Below are 21,154 nucleotides of genomic sequence, written 5' to 3' on the forward strand. Positions count from 1 at the left end.
TTCTAAACAAAATATCTTTTATTAATCCAAGATATTATATTTTCAATAACTTCATCTCTATTCTTCTCATTTAACATTTCATGTCTTCCTGATTTATAAAGTTTATACTCTAAATCATTAACTCCAGCATCTTTATATAATTCATAAAGGTTCATTACTCCTGTACCAAAATCTCCAACTGGATCATCTTCACCAGAGAAAATATAAACTGGTAAATCTTTTCTTATATTATTAAAGTTTTCTCCTTCATGAATACTCCAAATTCCATTTATTAAATCATAATAAAATGATGTAGTTTCTATAAATCCACAGTAGTCATCATCAATATACTTTTTAACTTCCTCTTCATTGCCACATATCCAATCATAATCTGTTTTTGCATCAGGAAATCTTTTATTAAAACCTCCAAAGGATAGCTTGTCCATAAGTGGACTTTTAGCTTCTCTTCCCTTTAATTTCATTTCCATCTTTGCAATTACTTTTCCAACCTTAGTTATAAATTTAGGTTTACCATTACTTCCAGAAAGTATTAGTCCATCAATAGTATCTCCATGTAATTGCATATATCTTTGACTTAAAAATGATCCCATACTATGACCAAATAATATTATTTTTAAATTTTCATTTTCTTTCCTTACAATATCATTTAATTCTTTCATGTTAGATATCATTAATAAAAATCCATCACTATCTCCAACAAATCCAAGTTTTTCTTTACTTTCAGAAGTTTGTCCATGTCCCCTATGGTCATTTGCATATACTATATAGCCTTCATCAGCTAATTTATTTGCAAAATAATCATATCTTAATGCAGTTTCAGCCATACCATGTGCTATTTGAACTACCCCTTTAATATTAGTTTTATCTTTAGGAATCCACTTATATACATGTATTTCTTTTCCTAATTTATCTTTAAATTTAAAAGTTTCCATAATATTATTCCTCCATAAATTCATAACATTTATTTAATTATGCATTAATAACAAAGAGACTGTCAATTAATTTAAATGTTAAAAAAATTAAATAACAGCCTCTTTAAATTAAATTTTAATGTTCTACCATATCGCTTTCTTTAAGCTTATTAACAAGTTTTTCACTTGCTTTATTCATTGGTTTCTTTAATAATATTCCTATTATCATAAATATTAAAGCTACAATAATTAATACACTTATATCTTTTTGTATAAGTTCTGGTACAACTCCACCTACTAAGCCTCTCATACCTTGTATAGCATACTTAAAAGGTAATGCAGGATTTATTCCTCTAAAGAAGTTTGACATAACTTCAACTGGGAATGTACCTCCTGATGCTGCAACTTGAAGTACTAAAAATATTATACATATAGCTTTACCAACATTTCCAAATACAGAAACTGTTGAGTATATTATAGTTATGAATATTAAACTTGCAAACATTCCAAATAGTACAAATAGTACTGGATGTATTACATAAGTTTTTAATATAAATATATCTCCTAATGTAACAACTGCCCCTTGAAGTATTCCTATTGTAACAAAGGTTAAATACTTTCCAAAGAAAACTTCAATAGGTTTTAAAGTTTCTCCATCTTCAAATGGTTTTGCTTTAACTGTAAGAATTGAAACAAGTATTAATCCTCCAACCCATAGTGCTAAAGTTGTATAAAATGGTGACATTGCTGAACCATAATTAGGTACAGGGAATAATCTATTAGTTTCAATTTGTACAGGACTAACTAAAAAATCTGTTTGTTTTTTCCAGTCTCCTGTAATAATTTTAAGGATTTCATCTATTCCAGATTTATTATCTATTTTCTTTATTTGATTAGCCATTTTGTTAAATGACTTTTTAAAGGCAGGAAAATCCTTTTTAACTTTTATTAATTGTTCATTTGTAAGCTTTGTTCCCTTTGAAAGTAATGATACTACATTTTTAACATCTGGCATTACTTTTTGAGTACTATCTATTAGTGAAATAGCATTTTTAGACATATCATCTAATTTAGTTAATGACCCATTTATAGAAGGTACAATATTACTATCATACTTTGAAATTATTTCTCCTAAATTTGATGATATTGAATCTATCTTACCCTTTAATTTATTAATAGACTCTGGCTTTAATACTGTATTGTTATTTACTAAATTTATATCATTATTTATTTCACCTATTACAGATGTTATTTTGCCTTCAATTGCCTTTAGTCTAGCTATTGTATTTCCCATTAAATCTTTATTACTTATTTTATTTATAGATTCTAATATGTCTATAACTGAATTTAATGTTTTATTTACTGTAGTTAATTTATTATTTGCATTATTTAATACTTTAAGGATTGTATCCTTATCATATTTTTGTGATACGTTACCTAAAATTTCACTTGCTCCATTTAATAAATCTTTTCCAAATATTAAATCTTCTTTAATTATTGGTGAAAGACTATTAAAGCTTTCCTTTGATTTATCAAGAAAAGTTTTCCCTTTATTTAAAGCACTGTTAGCATCCTTTAATGTTCCCTCTAAATTAGGAATAATCTTATCTATTTTAGTAAGCATTTGATCTATTGTAATTGTTCCATCATAAGCCTTATTTATTAGCTTTTCAATTTCTGGCATATTATCATTTACTTTATATATTAAGTCAACTACTTCTCTTATTTTATCTCTAGAAGATTTATACTCTATACCAACATTGTTTAAAACTTTAAATATTGTACCATTTACTGTTTCTGAAACTGTATTATCAACATTTTCTTTTAAAGTATTAACTCCTTTATCAGTAATTTTTGGTGCTATTGCATTTGAAGATTCATTTACTGTATAAATAAGTTTTGGTTTTATTATTTTATTTGAAGCTGGTGAAATTAAATCTTCAGAAAAATCTTCTGGAATAATAATACTTGCAAAGTAGTCTCCCATTCTTATTCCCTTATCTGCCTTTTCTTTACTTACGAACTGCCATCCAATTTTATCATTTTTTGAAAGTTCTTCAGTTACTTTATTACCAACATTTAAATCTTTTCCCCCAAAAGATGCTCCTTTATCTTCATTAACAACTGCTATTTTAATACCTTTTGTACTGCCATATGGATCCCATGATGATTTTATATTAAACCATGCATATAATGAAGGTAATATTATAAGTCCAAGTAGAACTACAACGGCAACCCAATTTGTAACTACTTTTTTTATGTCTCTCTTAAAAATCTTTAAAATATTTCTCATAAAGCCTTCCTTTCTTTAAAAATTAGTAATGTAAAGATTATAACATACATACTGACTATAAGTCATTAACTAATTTATATATTTTACAACTATTATTTGCTTTTTTATAAAAAAATACCCTAGAGAAAAATAATAGTTTCTTCTCTAAGGTATTTTTTTTAATTTACATCTCTATATGCTAATAAAGCATTTAAATTATCAAAAGAATATACTTGTAAAGTTTTAGGATCTCCATAAGCTCCATAAATAGGACTATTTTTATTAATTATTTGAAAGTCTTTAAGTTTTTTAAGAGCCATATTATATAATTCTTTATTTCCTGTTTTTTCTCCTATCCTTACTAATAGGGCATAAATTGATGTTGATTGAACATCAGATGCTTTAACTCCAGTATTAGAATTATATTTTGCATAAATTGCTCCATCACTTTTAAATTTTTCTGTTAGCCAGTTAACGCTTTTAGATGTACTTTCAGAAACTTCTACCTTATTTAATATACAAATTAATGATAACAAAGTATCAACATCATTGTTATCATACTTTTTAGTTTTTCTATCATAAGATTTTCTATATAAAGGAACATTATTACTAATGTAACCTCCATCTAAAATACTAAGTGAAGATACATACACCTTTTTCCATGCATAATCTATATTACTTAAATACTTTAATGTAGGAAGGTCAATATAACAAAGGGTTGTTATATCACTTTTATTATGTCCATCATTAAAATCACTTAATATATTCTTATCTAATAAATTTTTACTTATAGCTTTAAAAGTTTTAACAGCCATTTTTCTATATTCAAAGTTTCCCCATCTCTCATTTGCTAATAAAAGTGCCTTTACTATTCTTAAATCATCAATTGTTGCTGATGTAGCTTCCTTATCTTTTCCTGTAACTCTCCATGAAATTAAATGATTTTTAAGAACCATATTATCCTTAATATAATTTAATGTATTATCAAATTTTTCTCTATCATTTCTTTCTAAATAATACAAAAGCATCATTCCCTCTGATTCAGACAAAACAGAATATCCTTTTGTTATATCACCTTTAGATTTTTCATCCTTATAATTTGTTTTTATTCCTCCATCTTTAAGAGTTAATTTATTATCTACAAAGTTTAATAATATATTTTCTCTTTCTGAAACTGGATTATCTTTATAAGTTACTCCACTATCAATTGGCAATATGTAAGGCATAGCTATTTTCATAGCTATAAGGACAAGTAGTAATATAAAAAATATTATTCCATAAGTTGTACCTTTTAACTTTTTCAAAATTATTTTCCCCTACTTTCTATCCAAAAATATAGCTGATTACAAAAATAATCAGCTACATCTTAATTGTATAAATATTTATAAACTTTATAATATACATTTACTCTCTCTACATAATTTTTGGTTTCTGGAAATGGTATATAATGAATAGCCTTACCATCCTTTGAGTAGTTTTGGTCATTAAGCCACTTATTAACATTTCCTCTTCCTGCATTATATGCCGATATTACTAAGTTCTTATCTTTAAACTCTTTATATAAATTATTCAAATACCAACATCCCATTTTTATATTTGTTTCTTCATTGTAAAGCATACTAGTTGAATAATTTTTAATTCCCATTTGTCCTGCAATCCACTTACCAGTCTCTCCTGTTATTTGCATAAGACCAACTGCATCTTTATGTGAATGTGCATTAGAATTAAAATTACTTTCTGCTTTAATTATAGATAATACAAATAATGGATCTAAATTGTATTCCTTACTATATTCATTAATAATATCTTTATGTTTGTATGGGAAAGCATATTTTTTTAATCCTACCTTTATTCCTAGAGCTGCTATTACTATAACCAACAAACAGATTATTATTCTTTTTAACTTCATTCTAATGCTCCTATCAAATTACTTCATTTATAAAATCTATAAAGTCGTCTACCTGCTCCTTAGTATATAATAAATCTTTATTATTCTCTATTATTATATTACAAACTTCTTTCTTCTTATCTAAAGGCATTTGTGAGTTAATTCTATTTAGTGCATCATTATTGCTTAACTTATCTCTAGCTTTTAGTCTTTGAAGTTGAGTTGAATGATCTACTGATACTAATACTACAAAATCCATTTCTTCATTAAGTTTTGTTTCTATTAGTGTTGGAGCATCTACTATTACTATTTTTTCCCCTTTTTTTTCTAACCTATCTATTTCAGAAAATATTTCTTTTTTTATATAAGGCATTATAATCTCTTCATACTTTACCCTTTGTTTTGGAAATCTAAATATGTGATTACCAAACTCTTTTCTTCTAAAGTCTCCTCGCCAGTCAAAAAAGCCTTCTCCAAATTGAGCTCTAACCTTTTCTAATATTTCAGGATATTTTACTAAAACTTCCCTTGATATTACGTCAGCATCAATTATATTAAACTTTGCTTCTTTAAGCATTAAAGAGACTGTACTTTTTCCTGTGCTTATTCCACCAGTAAGGCCAACTTTTATCATAGTAAATCTTTGCCTCCTTTATTTAGTGCTATACCATGTATCACCAAAATTCAAATCTACATCTAATGGTACACTAAGTTTAAAAACTTTTTCCATTTCATCTTTAACTAACTTTTCTACTTCTTTAAATTCATCTTCTTTAACATTTAATATAAGTTCATCGTGAACTTGAAGTATAAGTGTACTCTTTAAATTTTCTTTTTTAAGTCTGTTAAAAACATTTATCATTGCTATCTTTATTATATCTGCTGCACTTCCTTGTATAGGTGCATTCATAGCAAGTCTTTCCCCTAATGCCTTAACTATCTTATTAGAAGATTTAATTTCTGGTATAAACCTTTTTCTATTTAATATTGTAGTTACATATCCAGTTTCTTCTGATTCTTTAACTATATTCTCTAAATATTCTTTTATTTTAGGATATCTATCAAAGTATATAGCCATATACTCCCCTGCTTCTTTTCTAGTAATTCCTAAGTCTTGAGCTAATGAAAAATCGCTTATGCCATAAACAATTCCAAAATTAACTGCCTTTGCTCTTGAACGCATTAAAGGAGTCACCTCATCAATAGGTACATTAAATACTTCTGATGCAGTCTTTGTATGAATATCACTATGATGCTTAAAAGCATTTATCATGTTTTCATCTTTACTTATATGAGCTAAAACTCTAAGTTCTATTTGAGAGTAGTCAGCAGATAAAAGTTTATCTGTCTTTTCCCTAGTTATAAATATTTTTCTTATTTCTCTTCCCATTTCATATCTTATTGGGATATTTTGAAGATTTGGCTCAGTACTTGATAATCTTCCTGTTGTAGTTACAGTTTGATTAAAGGTTGTATGAATAGCCCCATCTACATCTATTAATGACTTCATTCCTTCTACATAAGTAGAATTTATTTTAGTCATTTGTCTATAATAAGTAATCTTATCTATTATAGGGTGTTTATCCCTAAGTTTATCTAAAACATCAACATTTGTTGAATATCCAGTTTTAGTTTTCTTTATAACAGGAAGGTCTAACTTTTCAAATAAAATTTTTCCAAGTTGCTTTGGTGAATTTATGTTAAATTCCTCATCAGCTAATTCATAAATTTCCTTTTGAACTATATCTATTTCCTTCTTAAATTTAACTGCTAATTCATCTAATACATCTTCATCTACCTTAAAACCATTTTCCTCCATGTAAGCTAAAACAGTTATTAACGGATGTTCTACATTATAATAAAGATCTTCCATATTTTCTTTTTTAATTTTGTCATTAAGAATATCATAAAGCTTTCTCATAAAGCTTACACCTTGAAGTAAACCTTCTTCACCTTTTTTAACTTCATCTCCAATATAAGATTCTACTAAACTACTTAATGGATATTGACCTTTAGATGAGTCTATAATATATGCAGCTATTGCTGTATCAAAACAAAAACCTTCTATATTTATATCCATTCTAGTTAATATCTTAATTAATGCTTTACCATCATGTATTATTTTCTTCTTATTTTTATCTTCAAAGAAATCTTTTAATATAGATATTGTTTCTTCTTCATTACTTTTTATAAAGTCTTCAAAATTAAATACAATACTTATATTTTCTTCTCCAAAATATAAGTTTCTAAGTCTTCTCATTGAATTTAAAGGAGCTTCCTCTATTAAATAAGTAATATAATAATTTTTTTCTTCCTTTAATAAGTCTTTTAATTCATCTAACGACTTTATTTCCTTAGTTTTTACTTCTTCTTTTTCTTCTTCTCCAATAAATTTTACAAGGGAAGATCTCATTTGAAGTTTTAAAAGTAATTTTTTTAAACCTTCTTTATCAATTGTATTTTCTACTGATATGTCTTCCATTATATTTTCTATTGGAACTTCAGTCATTATAGTTGCAAGTTTTTTACTAAATATTGCTTGTTCACTATAAGTTTCAAGATTTTCTTTTAATTTTTTACCACTGATTTTATCAATGTTTCTTAAAACTTCTTCAACTGAACCATATTCCTTTATTAACTTATAAGCTGTTTTTTCTCCAACTCCTGGAACTCCTGGGATATTATCTGATTTATCTCCCATAAGTCCTTTAACATCAATAAATTGTGTAGGAGTTACTCCAAATTCTTCAATAAATGATTCTTTGTTATATTCAGCTGTTTCTGATACTCCCTTTTTTGTTATAACAACATTTATATGATTATCTGCTAATTGAAGAGCATCTTTATCTCCAGTAACAACATAAACTTCCATTCCTTCTTTTTCTGCAAGTTTTGCAGTTGTTCCAATTATATCATCAGCTTCAAATCCATCTAATTCATATATTTTTATTCCAAGAAGAGTTAACATTTCCTTTATTAATGGAAATTGTTCTCTAAGTTCTTCAGGCATTTTCTTTCTTCCTGCCTTATAATCTTCATATTCTTTATGTCTAAAAGTTGGGGCCTTTTTGTCAAAAGCTGCAACTATATAGTCTGGTTTAATATCCTCTTTCATTTTTAACAACATATTTGTAAAACCATATATAGCATTTGTATGAACACCTTCACTATTTGTAAGAGGTGGCAATGCATAAAAGGCTCTATTCATAAGTGAGTTTGAATCTAATATAAGTAGTTTTTTCATACTTTCCTCCCTATTTAAGCCTTAAGCTCTATTTCTTTTATAATTATATCCCACGATGCTTTATTATAACACTTCATATTAAATTAAAAGTAACAAGTAAATTAAAAAATACTAAGATCTAATTCTTTAGATAAATCCTGTAATATTTTTAATCCTGCAATACTATTTCCCTTTTTATCTAATGCAGGTCCGTATACTCCTATTCCCATATTTTTAGGGACAGAGGCAAGTATTCCTCCACCTACACCACTTTTTGCAGGTATCCCTATGTTTACTGCAAATTCTCCTGATGCATCATACATACCACAGGTAACCATTATAGATTTAACAATTTTGCAAATTTCCTTATCTATTAATCTCTCACCGCTCCAAGGAATTATACCATCATTTGCAAGAACTGCCCCAAATCTAGCTAAATCTTTAGCATTGGCTTCTATTGAACACTGTCTAAAGTAAAGGTCTAATACTTCCTCTACATTTCCTTCTAATATTCCACTACTTTTCATGAAATATGCTAATGCTCTATTTCTATCACCTGTTAATTTCTCCGATATATAAACTTCTTCATTAATTGTAATATTATCATTATTTGTAGCTTTTTTTATAAATTCTATAAGTCTTCTAAGCTTCTCTTCTTCTGTTTTCCCTTTAATAAGAGAAGTTGTAACTATAGCCCCTGCATTAATCATAGGATTATAAGGTCTTCCTGTATCAGTAGTTTCTAATTTTACTATTGAATTAAAACCTTCTCCAGTTGGTTCAACGTTAACCTTTTTAAGTACATTTTCTTTTCCATTGTCAGCTAATGCAATCATTAAACTTACAATCTTTGAAATACTTTGTATTGTAAAAACTTTTTCAAAGTTACCTGCAAAATATTCTTCCCCTTGTAAATTTACTACCGCAATTCCTAAATCATTTACATCCGCTTTTAATAGGGCTGGAATATATGAAGCTAACTGTCCTTCTTTTCCGTAGATTTTATTTTTATCTACTAACCTTTGTAATATATCAAACATATTAAAGCACTCCGTTCCATTATGTATATTAAACAAATTCAAGTAAATATATTATATTACTTATTAACTTTTCTTACAAGAAATATACTCTTTAATTATTTGCTATTATCTTTGCAAATCTCTTACTTTATATGGTAGAATTATAAGTAAAATTTGGGAGGTGTTTTAAAATGGATAAATTCGAAAATTTACTAGAAAAATATGCTAATTTGGTCATTTCAAAAGGAGTTAATATTCAAAAGGATAAATTATTATTTATTAACTCACCAATAGAATGTGCACCTTTTGCAAGACTTTTATGTAAGGAAGCTTATAAAGCTCAAGCAAAGGATGTATATATAAACTATTCTGATGAATTATTTACAAGATTAAGATTTGAAAATGCAAGTTGTGATACTTTATCAAATGTTCCTCAATATGAAATTGATAAATATAATTATTTCACTGATAATGGAGCTTCTTTCATTTCAATCTCTGCAAGTAATCCTTCTCTTTTTAATGGAATAGACTCAAAAAAAATTGCCTCTGCATCTAAAGCTAGAAGCATTGCCCTTAGAGATTATTCAGATAAATTAATGAATAATGAAAATGCTTGGTGTGTTATCTCATTACCAACTAAAGCTTGGGCTACTAAAGTATTTAGTGATGTAAGTGAAGATGAAGCCGTAGATAAACTATGGGATGCAATTTTCTCTGTTATGAGACTTAAAGAAGCTAATCCAAATGAAGCTTGGAAAAAACATTGTAATCACTTAGAAGAAAGAATGGAAAAACTTCAAAGTTATAACTTTGATAAATTATTATATAAAAATAGTTTAGGAACTAATTTAGAAATAGGTCTTGCTCCAAATCATATATGGTGTGGAGGTGCTGACCATACTAAAGAAGGAATTGAATTTATTGCAAATATGCCAACAGAAGAAATTTTCACAACTCCAAAAAGAGATGGCATAAATGGTGTAGTATATTCAACTAAACCATTAAATTATAGTGGTAATTTAATAGATAATTTTTCATTCACTTTTAAAGATGGTAAAATAATAGATTTTACAGCAGAAGAAGGCTATGATGCTTTAAAGGAGCTTTTAGATACAGATGAAGGAGCTAGATATTTAGGAGAAGTTGCCCTTGTTCCATATGACTCTCCAATATCAAATTCAAATATTTTATTTTATAATACTTTATTTGATGAAAATGCATCTTGCCACCTTGCACTAGGTAAGGCTTATCCTTCTTGTATACAAAATGGAGAAGAAATGAGTGATGAAGAACTTATTAAAGCTTCTTCTAATGTTTCATTAACTCATGTAGACTTTATGGTAGGATCAAAGGATCTTAATATAATCGGTGTAACTCATGATGGAAAAGAAATTCAAGTATTTAAGGATGGAAATTTCGCATTTTAATTAAAGAAGACTGGAGTAATTTTGCTCCAGTCTTTTCATTTTAATAAATAATAACTTTTTAATTTTAATTAAAATTCTGCAAAACTTAGTTGTAACTTTACAAAAAAGTTTATTCCTTTAATTTTGCTTCTTCTATGAATTCTCTCATATTGTTACTTATAAATTTATCCTTATGTACTATTAATAATAAATCTCTAGAAATCTTACCCTTATTAAATGTAACTTTTATAAGTTCGTTTCTTTCTACTTCATCTTTTATACATTCCTTAGAAATACATCCTATTCCAAGTCCTGCCTCTACACTTTTTTTAATAGCCTCAGTACTACCTAGTTCCATAAAAGGCTGATATTTAATGCCCTTATCTTTTAAGTAAATTTCAACTATTTCCCTACTTCCACTTCCATGTTCTCTCATAATAAATCTTTCATTTTTAATATCATCTTTATTTAAATACTCTTTATTAGCCCACCTATGATTATAAGGTGCTATAAATACAAGTTCATCTTCCCATATCTTTTCATACCTTACTTCTTCAGAATGAATATTCCCTTCAACAAAAGCAAAATCCACCTTATTTTGAAGAATCATTTTTTCTATGTTTTCAGTATTTTCAATTATAAGAGATATGTCTATTCCTTTATTCTTTTCAACAAAGTTTTTAATTATTGCTGGAAGTATATATGTACCTATAGTTGTACTTGCTCCAATAACTATTTTTCCCTGCTCTTTATTATTTATTTGTCTTATTGTATCAATACCTTCATCATATAAATTAAGTATTCTTCTTACATAATTAAAGTAAACCTCTCCTTCATATGTAAGAGTTAGTCTTCTTCCTATTCTGTCAAAAACTTTTACTCCAAGTTCCTCTTCTAATTCCTGTATTGCTTGACTTACAGAAGGTTGACTTATATATAAAGATTTAGCAACCTTTGTCATATTCAAGTTTATAGCAGTTTCATAAAATATTCTTAGTTTTCTAAAATTCATATTTTCACCTCAATTAAATAAGCTATGGAAATACCATAGCCTACTTTTTATCTACATCTTCATAATCAACATCTATTGCTTTTGAAGTATCATAATCTTCATCACCATTTTCTTCATTATGTAGATTATCATTTGAACTTGTATAGGTAGTAGTTTCTTCATAATTATTATATTTATTTTTTCTTTGATTAATATACTTTCTAATTTTAAATATAGCCCAAATTATTAATCCAGTAATTATTACATAAGGTAATATTGTTATCATTAAAGTAGCAACTGCTCCAATAACTAAAATAGTAATTAAAAAGTACATTGCCATCTTAAAATTTCTATTCATATTCTCAGTCCTTTTTAAATATATCATTTGTACTATTATACAATTTAATCCCTAAGTAATAAAGGGTTTTATGCTGTATTTTCATTAATGTTAAAAATTTAACCCTAAAATTTTATTTATTTTCTAATTAAATAAAATTTTATTTATACTAAAAATGTTTTTAATATATACTTTTAACTATTATCTCCTTTTAAATTATATATTACTAAAAATAATCTTATTTATAAACAATACAAAAAATAGCACTTAATTTAATGACCTACCTTCTATATTACTTAATAGAAGGCAAATCATAATAAATGCTATTTAAATATGTTAAAATTTATGTATCTTATTTAATTTTTAAATTGTCTTTTTCATTAAACTAAGAATTTTAATATAAATATAAATCCTATAACAACTGTTGTTATACTAATCTCTTTCCACTTACCTGTAAATAATTTAAGTACTATGTATGAAATTACTCCAAATATAATACCATCTGAAATACTATATGAAAATGGCATCATAATCATTGTTAAAAATGCTGGAATTGATTCTGTATAATCTTCTAAATTTATTTCTCTTATTGGTTCTATCATAAATAATCCAACCAATATTAATGCTGATGCTGTTACAGCTGGTGTTATTGATGCAAATATTGGTGCAAAGAATAATGATAGTCCAAACATAAGTGCTGTAACTACAGCTGTAAGTCCTGTTCTTCCACCTTCTGCAACTCCTGCTGCACTTTCAACAAATGTACTTACTGTACTTGTTCCAACACAAGCTCCAAAAGTTGTACCTATGGCATCTGAAAGTAATGCTTTTTTGATATTTGGAACTTTTCCATTTTCATCAAGCATTTTAGCCTTTGTTGCAACTCCAACTAAAGTTCCTATAGTATCAAATAAATCCATAAATAATAATGTAAATAAAACTATTAACATATCTATTGAAAAAATATTATGCCATTCAAAATCAAATAATACTGAACTTATTGAAGGTGGTGCACTCATTAATGCCTTTGGCATTGGTGTTAAACCAAATGGAATTCCAATAATTGCAGTAATCATCATTCCAAAGAAAAGTGCTCCCTTAACATTTCTTGCAAGTAAAATTCCTGTTATTATAAGTCCAACTATAGCAAGAAGTCCAGCACCATGGGTAATGTTTCCAAGTGCTACTATAGTTCCTCCATCCTTTGGATGAATAACTATTCCAGCTCCTTCTAAACCTATAAGTGCTATTAAAAGTCCTATTCCAACTGAAATACCTTTTTTTATACATTCTGGTATTGAATCTACAATTGCTTCTCTAACATTAAATAATGTTAATAATATAAATACGATTCCTTCTAAAAATACAGCAGTTAATGCAAATTGATATGAATATCCCATTCCAACAACTACAGTAAATGCAAAGAAAGCATTAAGTCCCATTCCTGGTGCTTGAGCAAAAGGTAATTTAGCATAAAGTCCTGTAAGTAATGTTGCAACTAAAGCTGATAGGGCTGTTGCTGTAAATACTGCACCTTGATTCATTCCTGCAGCTGCAAGTATTGATGGGTTAACGATTAATATGTAGGCCATTGTCATAAATGTTGTAAGGCCTGCAACGCATTCTGTCTTAGTATTAGAACCACTTTTTGTTATTTCAAAATAATTATCAAGTAATCCATCTTTTTTAAAGAAGTTTTTCATTTAATCACTCTCTCATTAATATTTTACGTCCGAAAACTATAATATAATATTTCTCACCAAAATTCTACCCTTTCCACGAATATTTTTTGATTTTTTTTAATTTTTTTCTGTTTTTTATATAAAAACACGTATTATAATCCCTTTTAAAAGTTATTATTGTACGTGTTTAAATTAAATAGTTTTATTTATCAAATATAATTTTTATGTTTTTAAATTTATATTACATTTTAGTTAGTGCTAATTTTAGATAAAACTATAAGTACATATTAATTAAGAAATTAAAATTTCATTATTTTAAAATATTTTCAATAAAAAAAGATTAATCTAAATAATTCTAGATTAATCTAAAACTTCATTAATTTAAATTTGTATTAGCTCATAAGTACAACTTCAACTTCTTCAATTCTTCTGTCCATAACCTTAGTTACTTTTAACATAAGATTTTCAATAGTAAATTGCACATCTATATCTTCCTTTGGTATCTCTCCAATTTGGGTTATTATGTACCCATTTAATGTATCATAATCTCCCTCTTCTATATTTGAATCAAACTCTTCATTAAATTCATAAATATTTATAGTTCCCTTAACTAAATATTTATTTGAATCTATTTGTTTTACATCTGGACCATCAAGATCATATTCATCATCTATATCGCCCATAACTTCTTCAATTAAGTCTTCCATAGTTACAATACCTGAAAATCCACCATATTCATCAATTAATATAGCCATATGATTTCTATTAACTTGTAACTCTTTAAATAATTCTTTTATTTTTTTAGTTTCTGGAACAAAATATGGTTTATGAAGAATTTTTCTTATATCTACTTTTTCAAAACCTACTTTTCTTGCTTCAACAAAAAAATCTTTAATATAAAGTATCCCAATTACATTATCTATATCATCTTCATATACTGGAACTCTTGAATATTGGAAATTTATTAAATCATCTAAATACTCATTTATATCATCTGATATATCTATTAAATAAGTATCTTTTCTAGATGTCATTATCTCCTTTGATAATCTATCATTAAATTCAAAAATACCATTTAGCATGTCCTTTTCATCTTCATCTATAGCACCTTCAGCTTCTCCTTCTAAAATCAAAGCTTGTATCTCTTCTTTAGATATACTATCTTCATCATTATTTTCATTAAATCTTATAACTTTTAAAACTACTGAGGCTGATATTGATAAAATTTTTATAAATGGTTTTGCTATTATAGAAGTTATATAAATTGCTTTAACAGATGCTAACGCTATTTTCTCTTTTCTTTGAAGTGCTACTCTTTTTGGAATAAGCTCTCCAAAAACTAAAGTTATATAAGAAAGTACTATTGTTACAGTAATAATTGAAATTTGATGAATATATGGTATATTAAAGTTTTTTAACTTTTCAAATACCATTCCAGATATACCTGTTGCAGCTACTGCACTAGATAAAAATCCTGCAAGAGTTATTCCAACTTGTATAGTTGCTAACAAATTACTTTGGTCTTCTATTACTTTCTCCAATAATTTTGCCTTCTTATTTCCATCCTCTGCTAGCATTTTAATCTTGTTTTTATTTACTGATACAATTGCCATTTCAGCTGATGAAAAAAATGCATTAATTGCTGTTAAAAGAAATACTAATATTAACTGGGGTATAATGCTCCCCGGGGCGGGTTCTACCATAATTTTTTTATCCTCCTAAAAATGTATAATAATATAATACTATCACATTTTATTATAAAACTCAATTAAGGGTCTAATTAATGTATATTATTCATACCAACAATCATACCTGTAAAATATGGAATTAACCATATTGCCCAAACAATTATACTAAATTTATGGAATTTAGCCTTTGATTCTGGGTTATTCTTTATAAGTACTACTGTTGCCCATACTGCATGGAAAAACATTAATAAAATTGCTAAAAGTCCTGTAACACCATGAAGATTAGCCTTAAATCCTCCTGCAATATCACTCATAAAATGTGTACCTAAAGCATCACACATTAACCCTATATAAAAAATTATAACATGCCATTTTTTAAGTACTCCTTGTTTCTTTTCTGACCAAACACCTATTGTATAAAATAATAGTGCTGATGATATAAATATAATTGCCTTTAATAATTGTGCTGACATAAAATTCACCTCTAAATTCTAATTTTAGTTACTACATTTAAAATATTTTACTTAAATTAATATTATAAAAAAATATATTTTTATATAAACTTAATTCATTAGCGTACTAACTATGTACAAATAATACTTTGATATAATGTATTTTGCAATTAACATTTAGTTAATTAATTATGAATAGTTTTAAGCATAAAAAAAATAGAGGCCATTGCCTCTATTTTTCTATTTATCCTTTTGTCCTTGATTTGAATCTGTTTTAGTAGAATTTGTATTTAAATCTTTAAAAGAATCTATTGGGGCATTTTTAATTACTTTAAATGAATACCCTTTTTCCTTATAAAAATCTATTAATTCTGGTAATGCCTTTACTGTTTCAACCTTTGCTCCAGAATCATGCATTAATAATATCATATGTTTTTGTTCTTTCATGTATCTAGCTGAATTTGCTATTATTTCCTTTGTTGTATAATGTTTTGAAGACCCATCTCCAATTGATGCATTCCAATCTATTGATGTTATATGATTTTCATCTAAATTTTTATTCAAGCTTGGAAGTCCTTCATCTTTATAATAACGTCTTGACATATATCCACCAGGCATTCTAAGAACTCTACAATCAAAATTAGATCCTAAAATATTTTCCATCATTTTATTAAGGTCTTTCACTTCCTTCATAAAATAAGGTACATTAACTCTATTGTTAGGATATAATTTTTTATAATCATGAGTTAAAGTATGATTTGCAATAGCATTTCCTGATTCAAATTCATCCTTTAATAATTGTTGATTTTTTTTATTGTCCTTTAAATTGTTTCCCATTACAAAAAATGTTGCATGAACACCTTTTTCTTTTAGTATTTTTAATATTTTACTAGTATTTGGACTTGGACCATCATCAAATGTTAAGAAAATTTCCTTATTATTATTTTTACTATTTCCAGCTATCATTTGAGCTACTTCATTAGCTGGAACTGCATAACTTTCTGCTGAACTTATAATATTTTGTCCTTTGGCTACTTCATTTTGTGCCTTTTTTTCTTCATTAGCTGCTTTTTCTTTATTTGCTTGTGCCTTTTCATTATTATTATTATTTTCTTCTTTAATTTGTTCTTCTTTTGCAGCTGCATTAATACCCTTTGACTTACTTCTGCTATGTACAAAAATACTAACTCCTGAAATTACTAAAATAAGTGCCATAATAAGTACAATTATCCTTTTATTCTTATTTCTTCTCCTATTTCTACTTTTAGCTGACCTTATTTTATTATCTCTTATATTATTTCTCCTTTGGTTATAATTGTTTCTCCTCATTTTACTCATCCTTCGATTAATTATTTATATTATTATTTTACCTTGTAATTATATATTTAAAATTAATTTTATCAAAAATTTATGTATAATCAGTTAATAATTTGTATCCTTTTATTAATTTAACAATATTAACTCATATTTATATGATTATCTAAAATCAACACCAACCTAAAATACTAAAAAATATATTTTCGTCTACATTTTAGTAATACAATTACGAAAAAATTAACATTTTTTGTCTATTTTCTTTTTGATAAATAATAGACAAAATATTATCTAATATTTTATAATATTACCATAAAAATATTATATTTATAATAATATCATATATTTATAAAAAAATAAGTAATATTTTGGAGGTTTTGTTATGAAGAAACAAAAAATACTTGCATTACTAATGGCAATTACAATTGTAACTGCTACTCTCCCGTTAGAAACTACTTTTGCTGCAACAAATAATGGAAAGCAAAGTACATCTACCATTCAAGAAAAGGATTTCTTTTATAAAAAGCTAGAATCTTTAAATAAAAGTATAAATCTAATTCTATCAAACACCCCTGATTCTGAATTAACCAATTTACTCTATAATCCTATAATAAAAAACTATTTACCACTAAGAGAATTTATATCAAAAGTAGGTCCATCTAATTTAGAAAAATTTTATAATACAGATGAAACTCATAAAAAGTTTTTAACTTGGCTTATAAGTAATACTAATGCATTAAATCTTTATTTATCTAGTGGAGATCCAATTTCAAACAATCAAATTGATCCCCTTAATATATGGCTTAAAATATGGGAAAAAGACCCTTCATCTAGAAATGGATTTAATTTAAAGCTTGCAATTGCAACCTCTTTAGAACATTCTAAAGAATTAACCTTTTGGCTAGATGGAAAACAAAAAATAGACCCTGTTCATAGATACAGTCTCTATAAAGATTTAAATGACAAAAAAGAATTATTTGAGGTATTTAACACCCTTGATGTAACTCATTTAAGACAAGTTATAAATGCTAAAATAACAGACAATGATATTCTTTGGATTAGAGATTATATAAAAAATAATAAACAAAATTTATTAAGTCAAGATAAAATTGCAGATAGTGCTTGGCTTATAAAATATACTGACAAAAACCCCTATGGAAAAAGTATTTTTGGTTCAGAATTTTATGGCACTAACCCTACCTTTAAAACAGTTTTAGATTATGGCGGCGTTTGCGGTTCTATATCCCATTTTGGTGCAATGACTTCTAAAGCCTTTGGAGTTCCTTCAATGCCAGTTGGTCAACCTGGTCACTGTGCTTTTATATTTTTAAATTCAAAAGGAAAATGGGAAATTAAAAATAATATATCAGGTTGGAAAGAATCAAATGGTGGCACACTAAACCCTTGGTCTAATGGCTCAAAAGGATATAATTCCTCCTATGATATATTAGTTGAAGATGCTTCAAAAGATGAAAAACTTTTATTAAAATCAGAACAATTCAAATGGCTTGCAAATGCATCTACTTCCTATGATAAGGCACAAAAAATACGTAATATAGGTATTAAAACTTTACCACTAAATTATGGTATATGGAAAGATAAAATAGATGAAATGCTAAAAAATAAAGAAACATCTACTGAAGAATATAGAACCGTTAATTCTGAAATTTTATCTACATTTAAAAATTATCCAAAACCAATGACAGATCTTCTAAAGAAAATAAAAGATAAAGTTATTGCAAATGACAAAAAAGAACTTGCAAAATATATAATATCTTATAAAACCACATTAAAAAATGTATCAGATAATGACCAAAAGGGTGTGGCTAATCTTCTTTTAAATGATATGGTCAAAGATGGTTTATTTTTAGCTACCTTTAGTTTTGATGGTAAAAATGCTGGAAAATTAGAAGGAGTTACAAAGGATATTGAATACAGTTTAGATGGTGGCAAAACTTATAAAACACCAACAGAAAATTCTATGAAACTAAGTGAAGAAGAATTAAAATCTATAACATCTGAAAATGGTATACTATTAAAAGTCAAAAATACAGATACAGCAATTTTACTTTCTATTTCAAAAGGAAATAGGGTAAATATTTCAGGAAATAATGATGAAAACTTAATTTTCGGTATAGATAAAACTATGGAATTTTCAACAGATAAAGGAAATAAATGGACTAAATATAATGGTGAAAATCTTCCTGACTTAAGCAAAGATGTAACTATATTAGTTCGTAGAGCTGCAACTTCAAACAAACTTCCAAGTGATGCTGCAAAAGTAATTTATACTGCTAATAATAAACCTGAAGGATTAATACTACACTCTGATATGGAAGTTATTTCATATTCAAGTCAACAAGATAACGGAGGACAAGCTTCAAGAAATTCTATTGATGGTAATAGTAATTCCTTCTGGCACACAAAATGGGATAGAAGTGACAAAACTCCTTATGTAACTATAAAACTTAATAAAGAATATGATATTTCAAAATTAACTTATCTTCCAAGACAAGATTCTGGAGTTAATGGAAATGTTAAAAAATATAATATATACACAAGTCTAGATGGAACTAACTTCACAAAAGTTGTTAGTGGAGAATGGAAATATAATAATAAAGCTATACAATCAGTAACTTTTAATAAAACTAAGGCTAAATATGTTAAATTTGAAGTAACTGAAGGTGTTTCTGGCTTTGCTTCAATAGCTGAACTTAATTTATATACAAATTAGTTTTTAATAAAATAATTTAATATTAATTTGTTTATTACACAAATATACCTACTCTTCTTTATCAATAAATCAAAGGAACAGATATTAATCTTCTGTTCCTTTTTCTTTATTAATTTAAATAAAAAAAATGAGTACCCGTTATATATTCCTATATAACGAATACTCATAATCTTTATATCAAAACAGTTTAAATCTTCTTAAAGGCTTGATATTACTTATTTCTCTTTGCAGCTTCTTCTACAGCAACTGCAACAGCAACAGTAGCTCCTACCATTGGGTTGTTACCCATTCCGATAAGACCCATCATTTCAACGTGAGCTGGAACTGATGATGATCCTGCGAATTGTGCATCTGAGTGCATTCTTCCCATAGTATCAGTCATACCGTATGAAGCTGGACCTGCAGCCATGTTATCTGGGTGAAGAGTTCTTCCAGTACCACCACCTGATGCAACTGAGAAGTATTTCTTTCCTGCATTTACGCATTCTTTCTTATATGTTCCTGCAACTGGATGTTGGAATCTAGTTGGGTTAGTTGAGTTACCAGTAATTGATACGTCAACTCCTTCGTGATGCATTATAGCAACACCTTCTCTAACGTCATTAGAACCAAAGCATCTAACCTTTGCTCTATCTCCATTTGAATAAGCTTTTTCTCTTACTATCTTTAATTCTGAAGTATAGAAATCAAAATCAGTTTGAACATAAGTGAATCCATTAATTCTTGAGATTATCATAGCAGCATCTTTTCCAAGACCGTTTAATATAACTCTTAATGGTTCTTTTCTTACTTTGTTAGCTTTTTCAGCTATTTTAATAGCACCTTCTGCTGCTGCAAAACTTTCATGTCCTGCTAAGAAAGCGAAACATTTAGTTTCTTCTCTTAAAAGCATAGCTCCTAAGTTTCCGTGTCCTAAACCAACTTTTCTGTCATCAGCAACTGAACCTGGGATACAGAAAGCTTGTAATCCTTCTCCGATTGCTTCAGCAGCATCAGCAGCCTTAACGCAACCTTTCTTTATAGCTATAGCAGCTCCTAAAGTGTAAGCCCATCCAGCATTTTCGAATGCGATTGGTTGAGTTTCCTTTACGATTGTGTATGGATCGATACCTGCTGCATCACATATAGCCTTAGCATCTTCTATTTTTTCCATTCCGTATTTATTAAGTACTGGAACGATTTGATCTATTCTTCTTTCATAACTTTCAAATAATGCCATGATTAAATTCCTCCTTAC

16 protein-coding genes are annotated in these 21,154 nt (G+C 27.2%); 2 read left to right on the top strand and 14 right to left on the bottom strand.

Annotation, left to right across the window (positions count from 1 at the left end; translation table 11 throughout):
- Positions 1-2 precede the first annotated feature (2 nt).
- From J2S18_RS01770 to glsA, 7 genes are all read right to left on the bottom strand, one after another.
- Positions 3-932 (bottom strand): alpha/beta hydrolase, encoded by a 930-nt coding sequence (locus J2S18_RS01770; RefSeq protein WP_307482459.1) that lies wholly within the window; start codon positions 930-932, stop codon positions 3-5.
- A 115-nt stretch (positions 933-1,047) separates the two neighbouring features.
- Complete coding sequence (locus tag J2S18_RS01775) at positions 1,048-3,204, bottom strand: YhgE/Pip domain-containing protein (RefSeq protein ID WP_307482462.1); 2,157 nt, start codon at positions 3,202-3,204, stop codon at positions 1,048-1,050.
- Positions 3,205-3,362: 158 nt separating this feature from the next.
- Positions 3,363-4,487 (bottom strand): glycosyl hydrolase family 8, encoded by a 1,125-nt coding sequence (locus J2S18_RS01780; RefSeq protein WP_307482465.1) that lies wholly within the window; start codon positions 4,485-4,487, stop codon positions 3,363-3,365.
- 62 nt (positions 4,488-4,549) lie between these two features.
- On the bottom strand, positions 4,550-5,092 hold the full coding sequence (locus J2S18_RS01785; RefSeq protein WP_307482467.1) for a lytic transglycosylase domain-containing protein: 543 nt from the start codon (positions 5,090-5,092) through the stop codon (positions 4,550-4,552).
- Between the two features lie 13 nt (positions 5,093-5,105).
- Positions 5,106-5,705, bottom strand: a complete 600-nt coding sequence (gene coaE / locus J2S18_RS01790; RefSeq protein ID WP_307482470.1) for a dephospho-CoA kinase — start codon at positions 5,703-5,705, stop codon at positions 5,106-5,108.
- Positions 5,706-5,723: 18 nt separating this feature from the next.
- A complete protein-coding gene (gene polA / locus J2S18_RS01795; RefSeq protein ID WP_307482473.1) occupies positions 5,724-8,315 on the bottom strand; it encodes a DNA polymerase I in 2,592 nt (863 codons plus the stop codon).
- Positions 8,316-8,416: 101 nt separating this feature from the next.
- Entirely contained in the window at positions 8,417-9,334 is a 918-nt protein-coding gene (gene glsA, locus J2S18_RS01800; RefSeq protein ID WP_307482476.1) for a glutaminase A, read from the bottom strand.
- Positions 9,335-9,504: 170 nt separating this feature from the next.
- Here glsA and J2S18_RS01805 point away from each other — a divergent pair, with 170 nt between their 5' ends.
- Positions 9,505-10,740, top strand: a complete 1,236-nt coding sequence (locus J2S18_RS01805) for an aminopeptidase (RefSeq protein WP_307482478.1) — start codon at positions 9,505-9,507, stop codon at positions 10,738-10,740.
- 109 nt (positions 10,741-10,849) lie between these two features.
- On the opposite strand, the gene J2S18_RS01810 is transcribed toward J2S18_RS01805, so the two are convergent.
- From J2S18_RS01810 to J2S18_RS01835, 6 genes are all read right to left on the bottom strand, one after another.
- Positions 10,850-11,731 carry a LysR family transcriptional regulator gene (locus J2S18_RS01810; RefSeq protein WP_307482482.1) on the bottom strand — a complete coding sequence of 294 codons (882 nt, stop codon included), beginning with the start codon at positions 11,729-11,731 and terminating at the stop codon, positions 10,850-10,852.
- Between the two features lie 40 nt (positions 11,732-11,771).
- Positions 11,772-12,068 (bottom strand): hypothetical protein, encoded by a 297-nt coding sequence (locus J2S18_RS01815; protein WP_307482485.1) that lies wholly within the window; start codon positions 12,066-12,068, stop codon positions 11,772-11,774.
- Positions 12,069-12,427: 359 nt separating this feature from the next.
- Positions 12,428-13,750 carry an NCS2 family permease gene (locus tag J2S18_RS01820; protein WP_307482488.1) on the bottom strand — a complete coding sequence of 441 codons (1,323 nt, stop codon included), beginning with the start codon at positions 13,748-13,750 and terminating at the stop codon, positions 12,428-12,430.
- A gap of 371 nt (positions 13,751-14,121) precedes the next feature.
- A complete protein-coding gene (locus J2S18_RS01825; RefSeq protein ID WP_307483516.1) occupies positions 14,122-15,435 on the bottom strand; it encodes a hemolysin family protein in 1,314 nt (437 codons plus the stop codon).
- Between the two features lie 74 nt (positions 15,436-15,509).
- Complete coding sequence (locus J2S18_RS01830; protein ID WP_307482491.1) at positions 15,510-15,890, bottom strand: HsmA family protein; 381 nt, start codon at positions 15,888-15,890, stop codon at positions 15,510-15,512.
- A 219-nt stretch (positions 15,891-16,109) separates the two neighbouring features.
- Positions 16,110-17,198: a polysaccharide deacetylase family protein gene (locus J2S18_RS01835; protein WP_307482495.1), complete on the bottom strand. Its 1,089-nt coding sequence runs from the start codon at positions 17,196-17,198 to the stop codon at positions 16,110-16,112.
- Positions 17,199-17,565: 367 nt separating this feature from the next.
- On the opposite strand from J2S18_RS01835, the gene J2S18_RS01840 reads away from it, so the two are divergent.
- Positions 17,566-19,917 (top strand): discoidin domain-containing protein, encoded by a 2,352-nt coding sequence (locus J2S18_RS01840; protein WP_307482498.1) that lies wholly within the window; start codon positions 17,566-17,568, stop codon positions 19,915-19,917.
- 211 nt (positions 19,918-20,128) lie between these two features.
- On the opposite strand, the gene J2S18_RS01845 is transcribed toward J2S18_RS01840, so the two are convergent.
- The gene (locus tag J2S18_RS01845) at positions 20,129-21,136 is read right to left on the bottom strand and encodes a GGGtGRT protein (RefSeq protein ID WP_307482500.1); all 1,008 of its coding nucleotides are present in this window, start codon (positions 21,134-21,136) and stop codon (positions 20,129-20,131) included.
- Positions 21,137-21,154 lie beyond the last annotated feature (18 nt).

It is taken from the genome of Eubacterium multiforme (assembly GCF_030813415.1).
Taxonomy (GTDB): domain Bacteria; phylum Bacillota; class Clostridia; order Clostridiales; family Clostridiaceae; genus Clostridium; species Clostridium multiforme.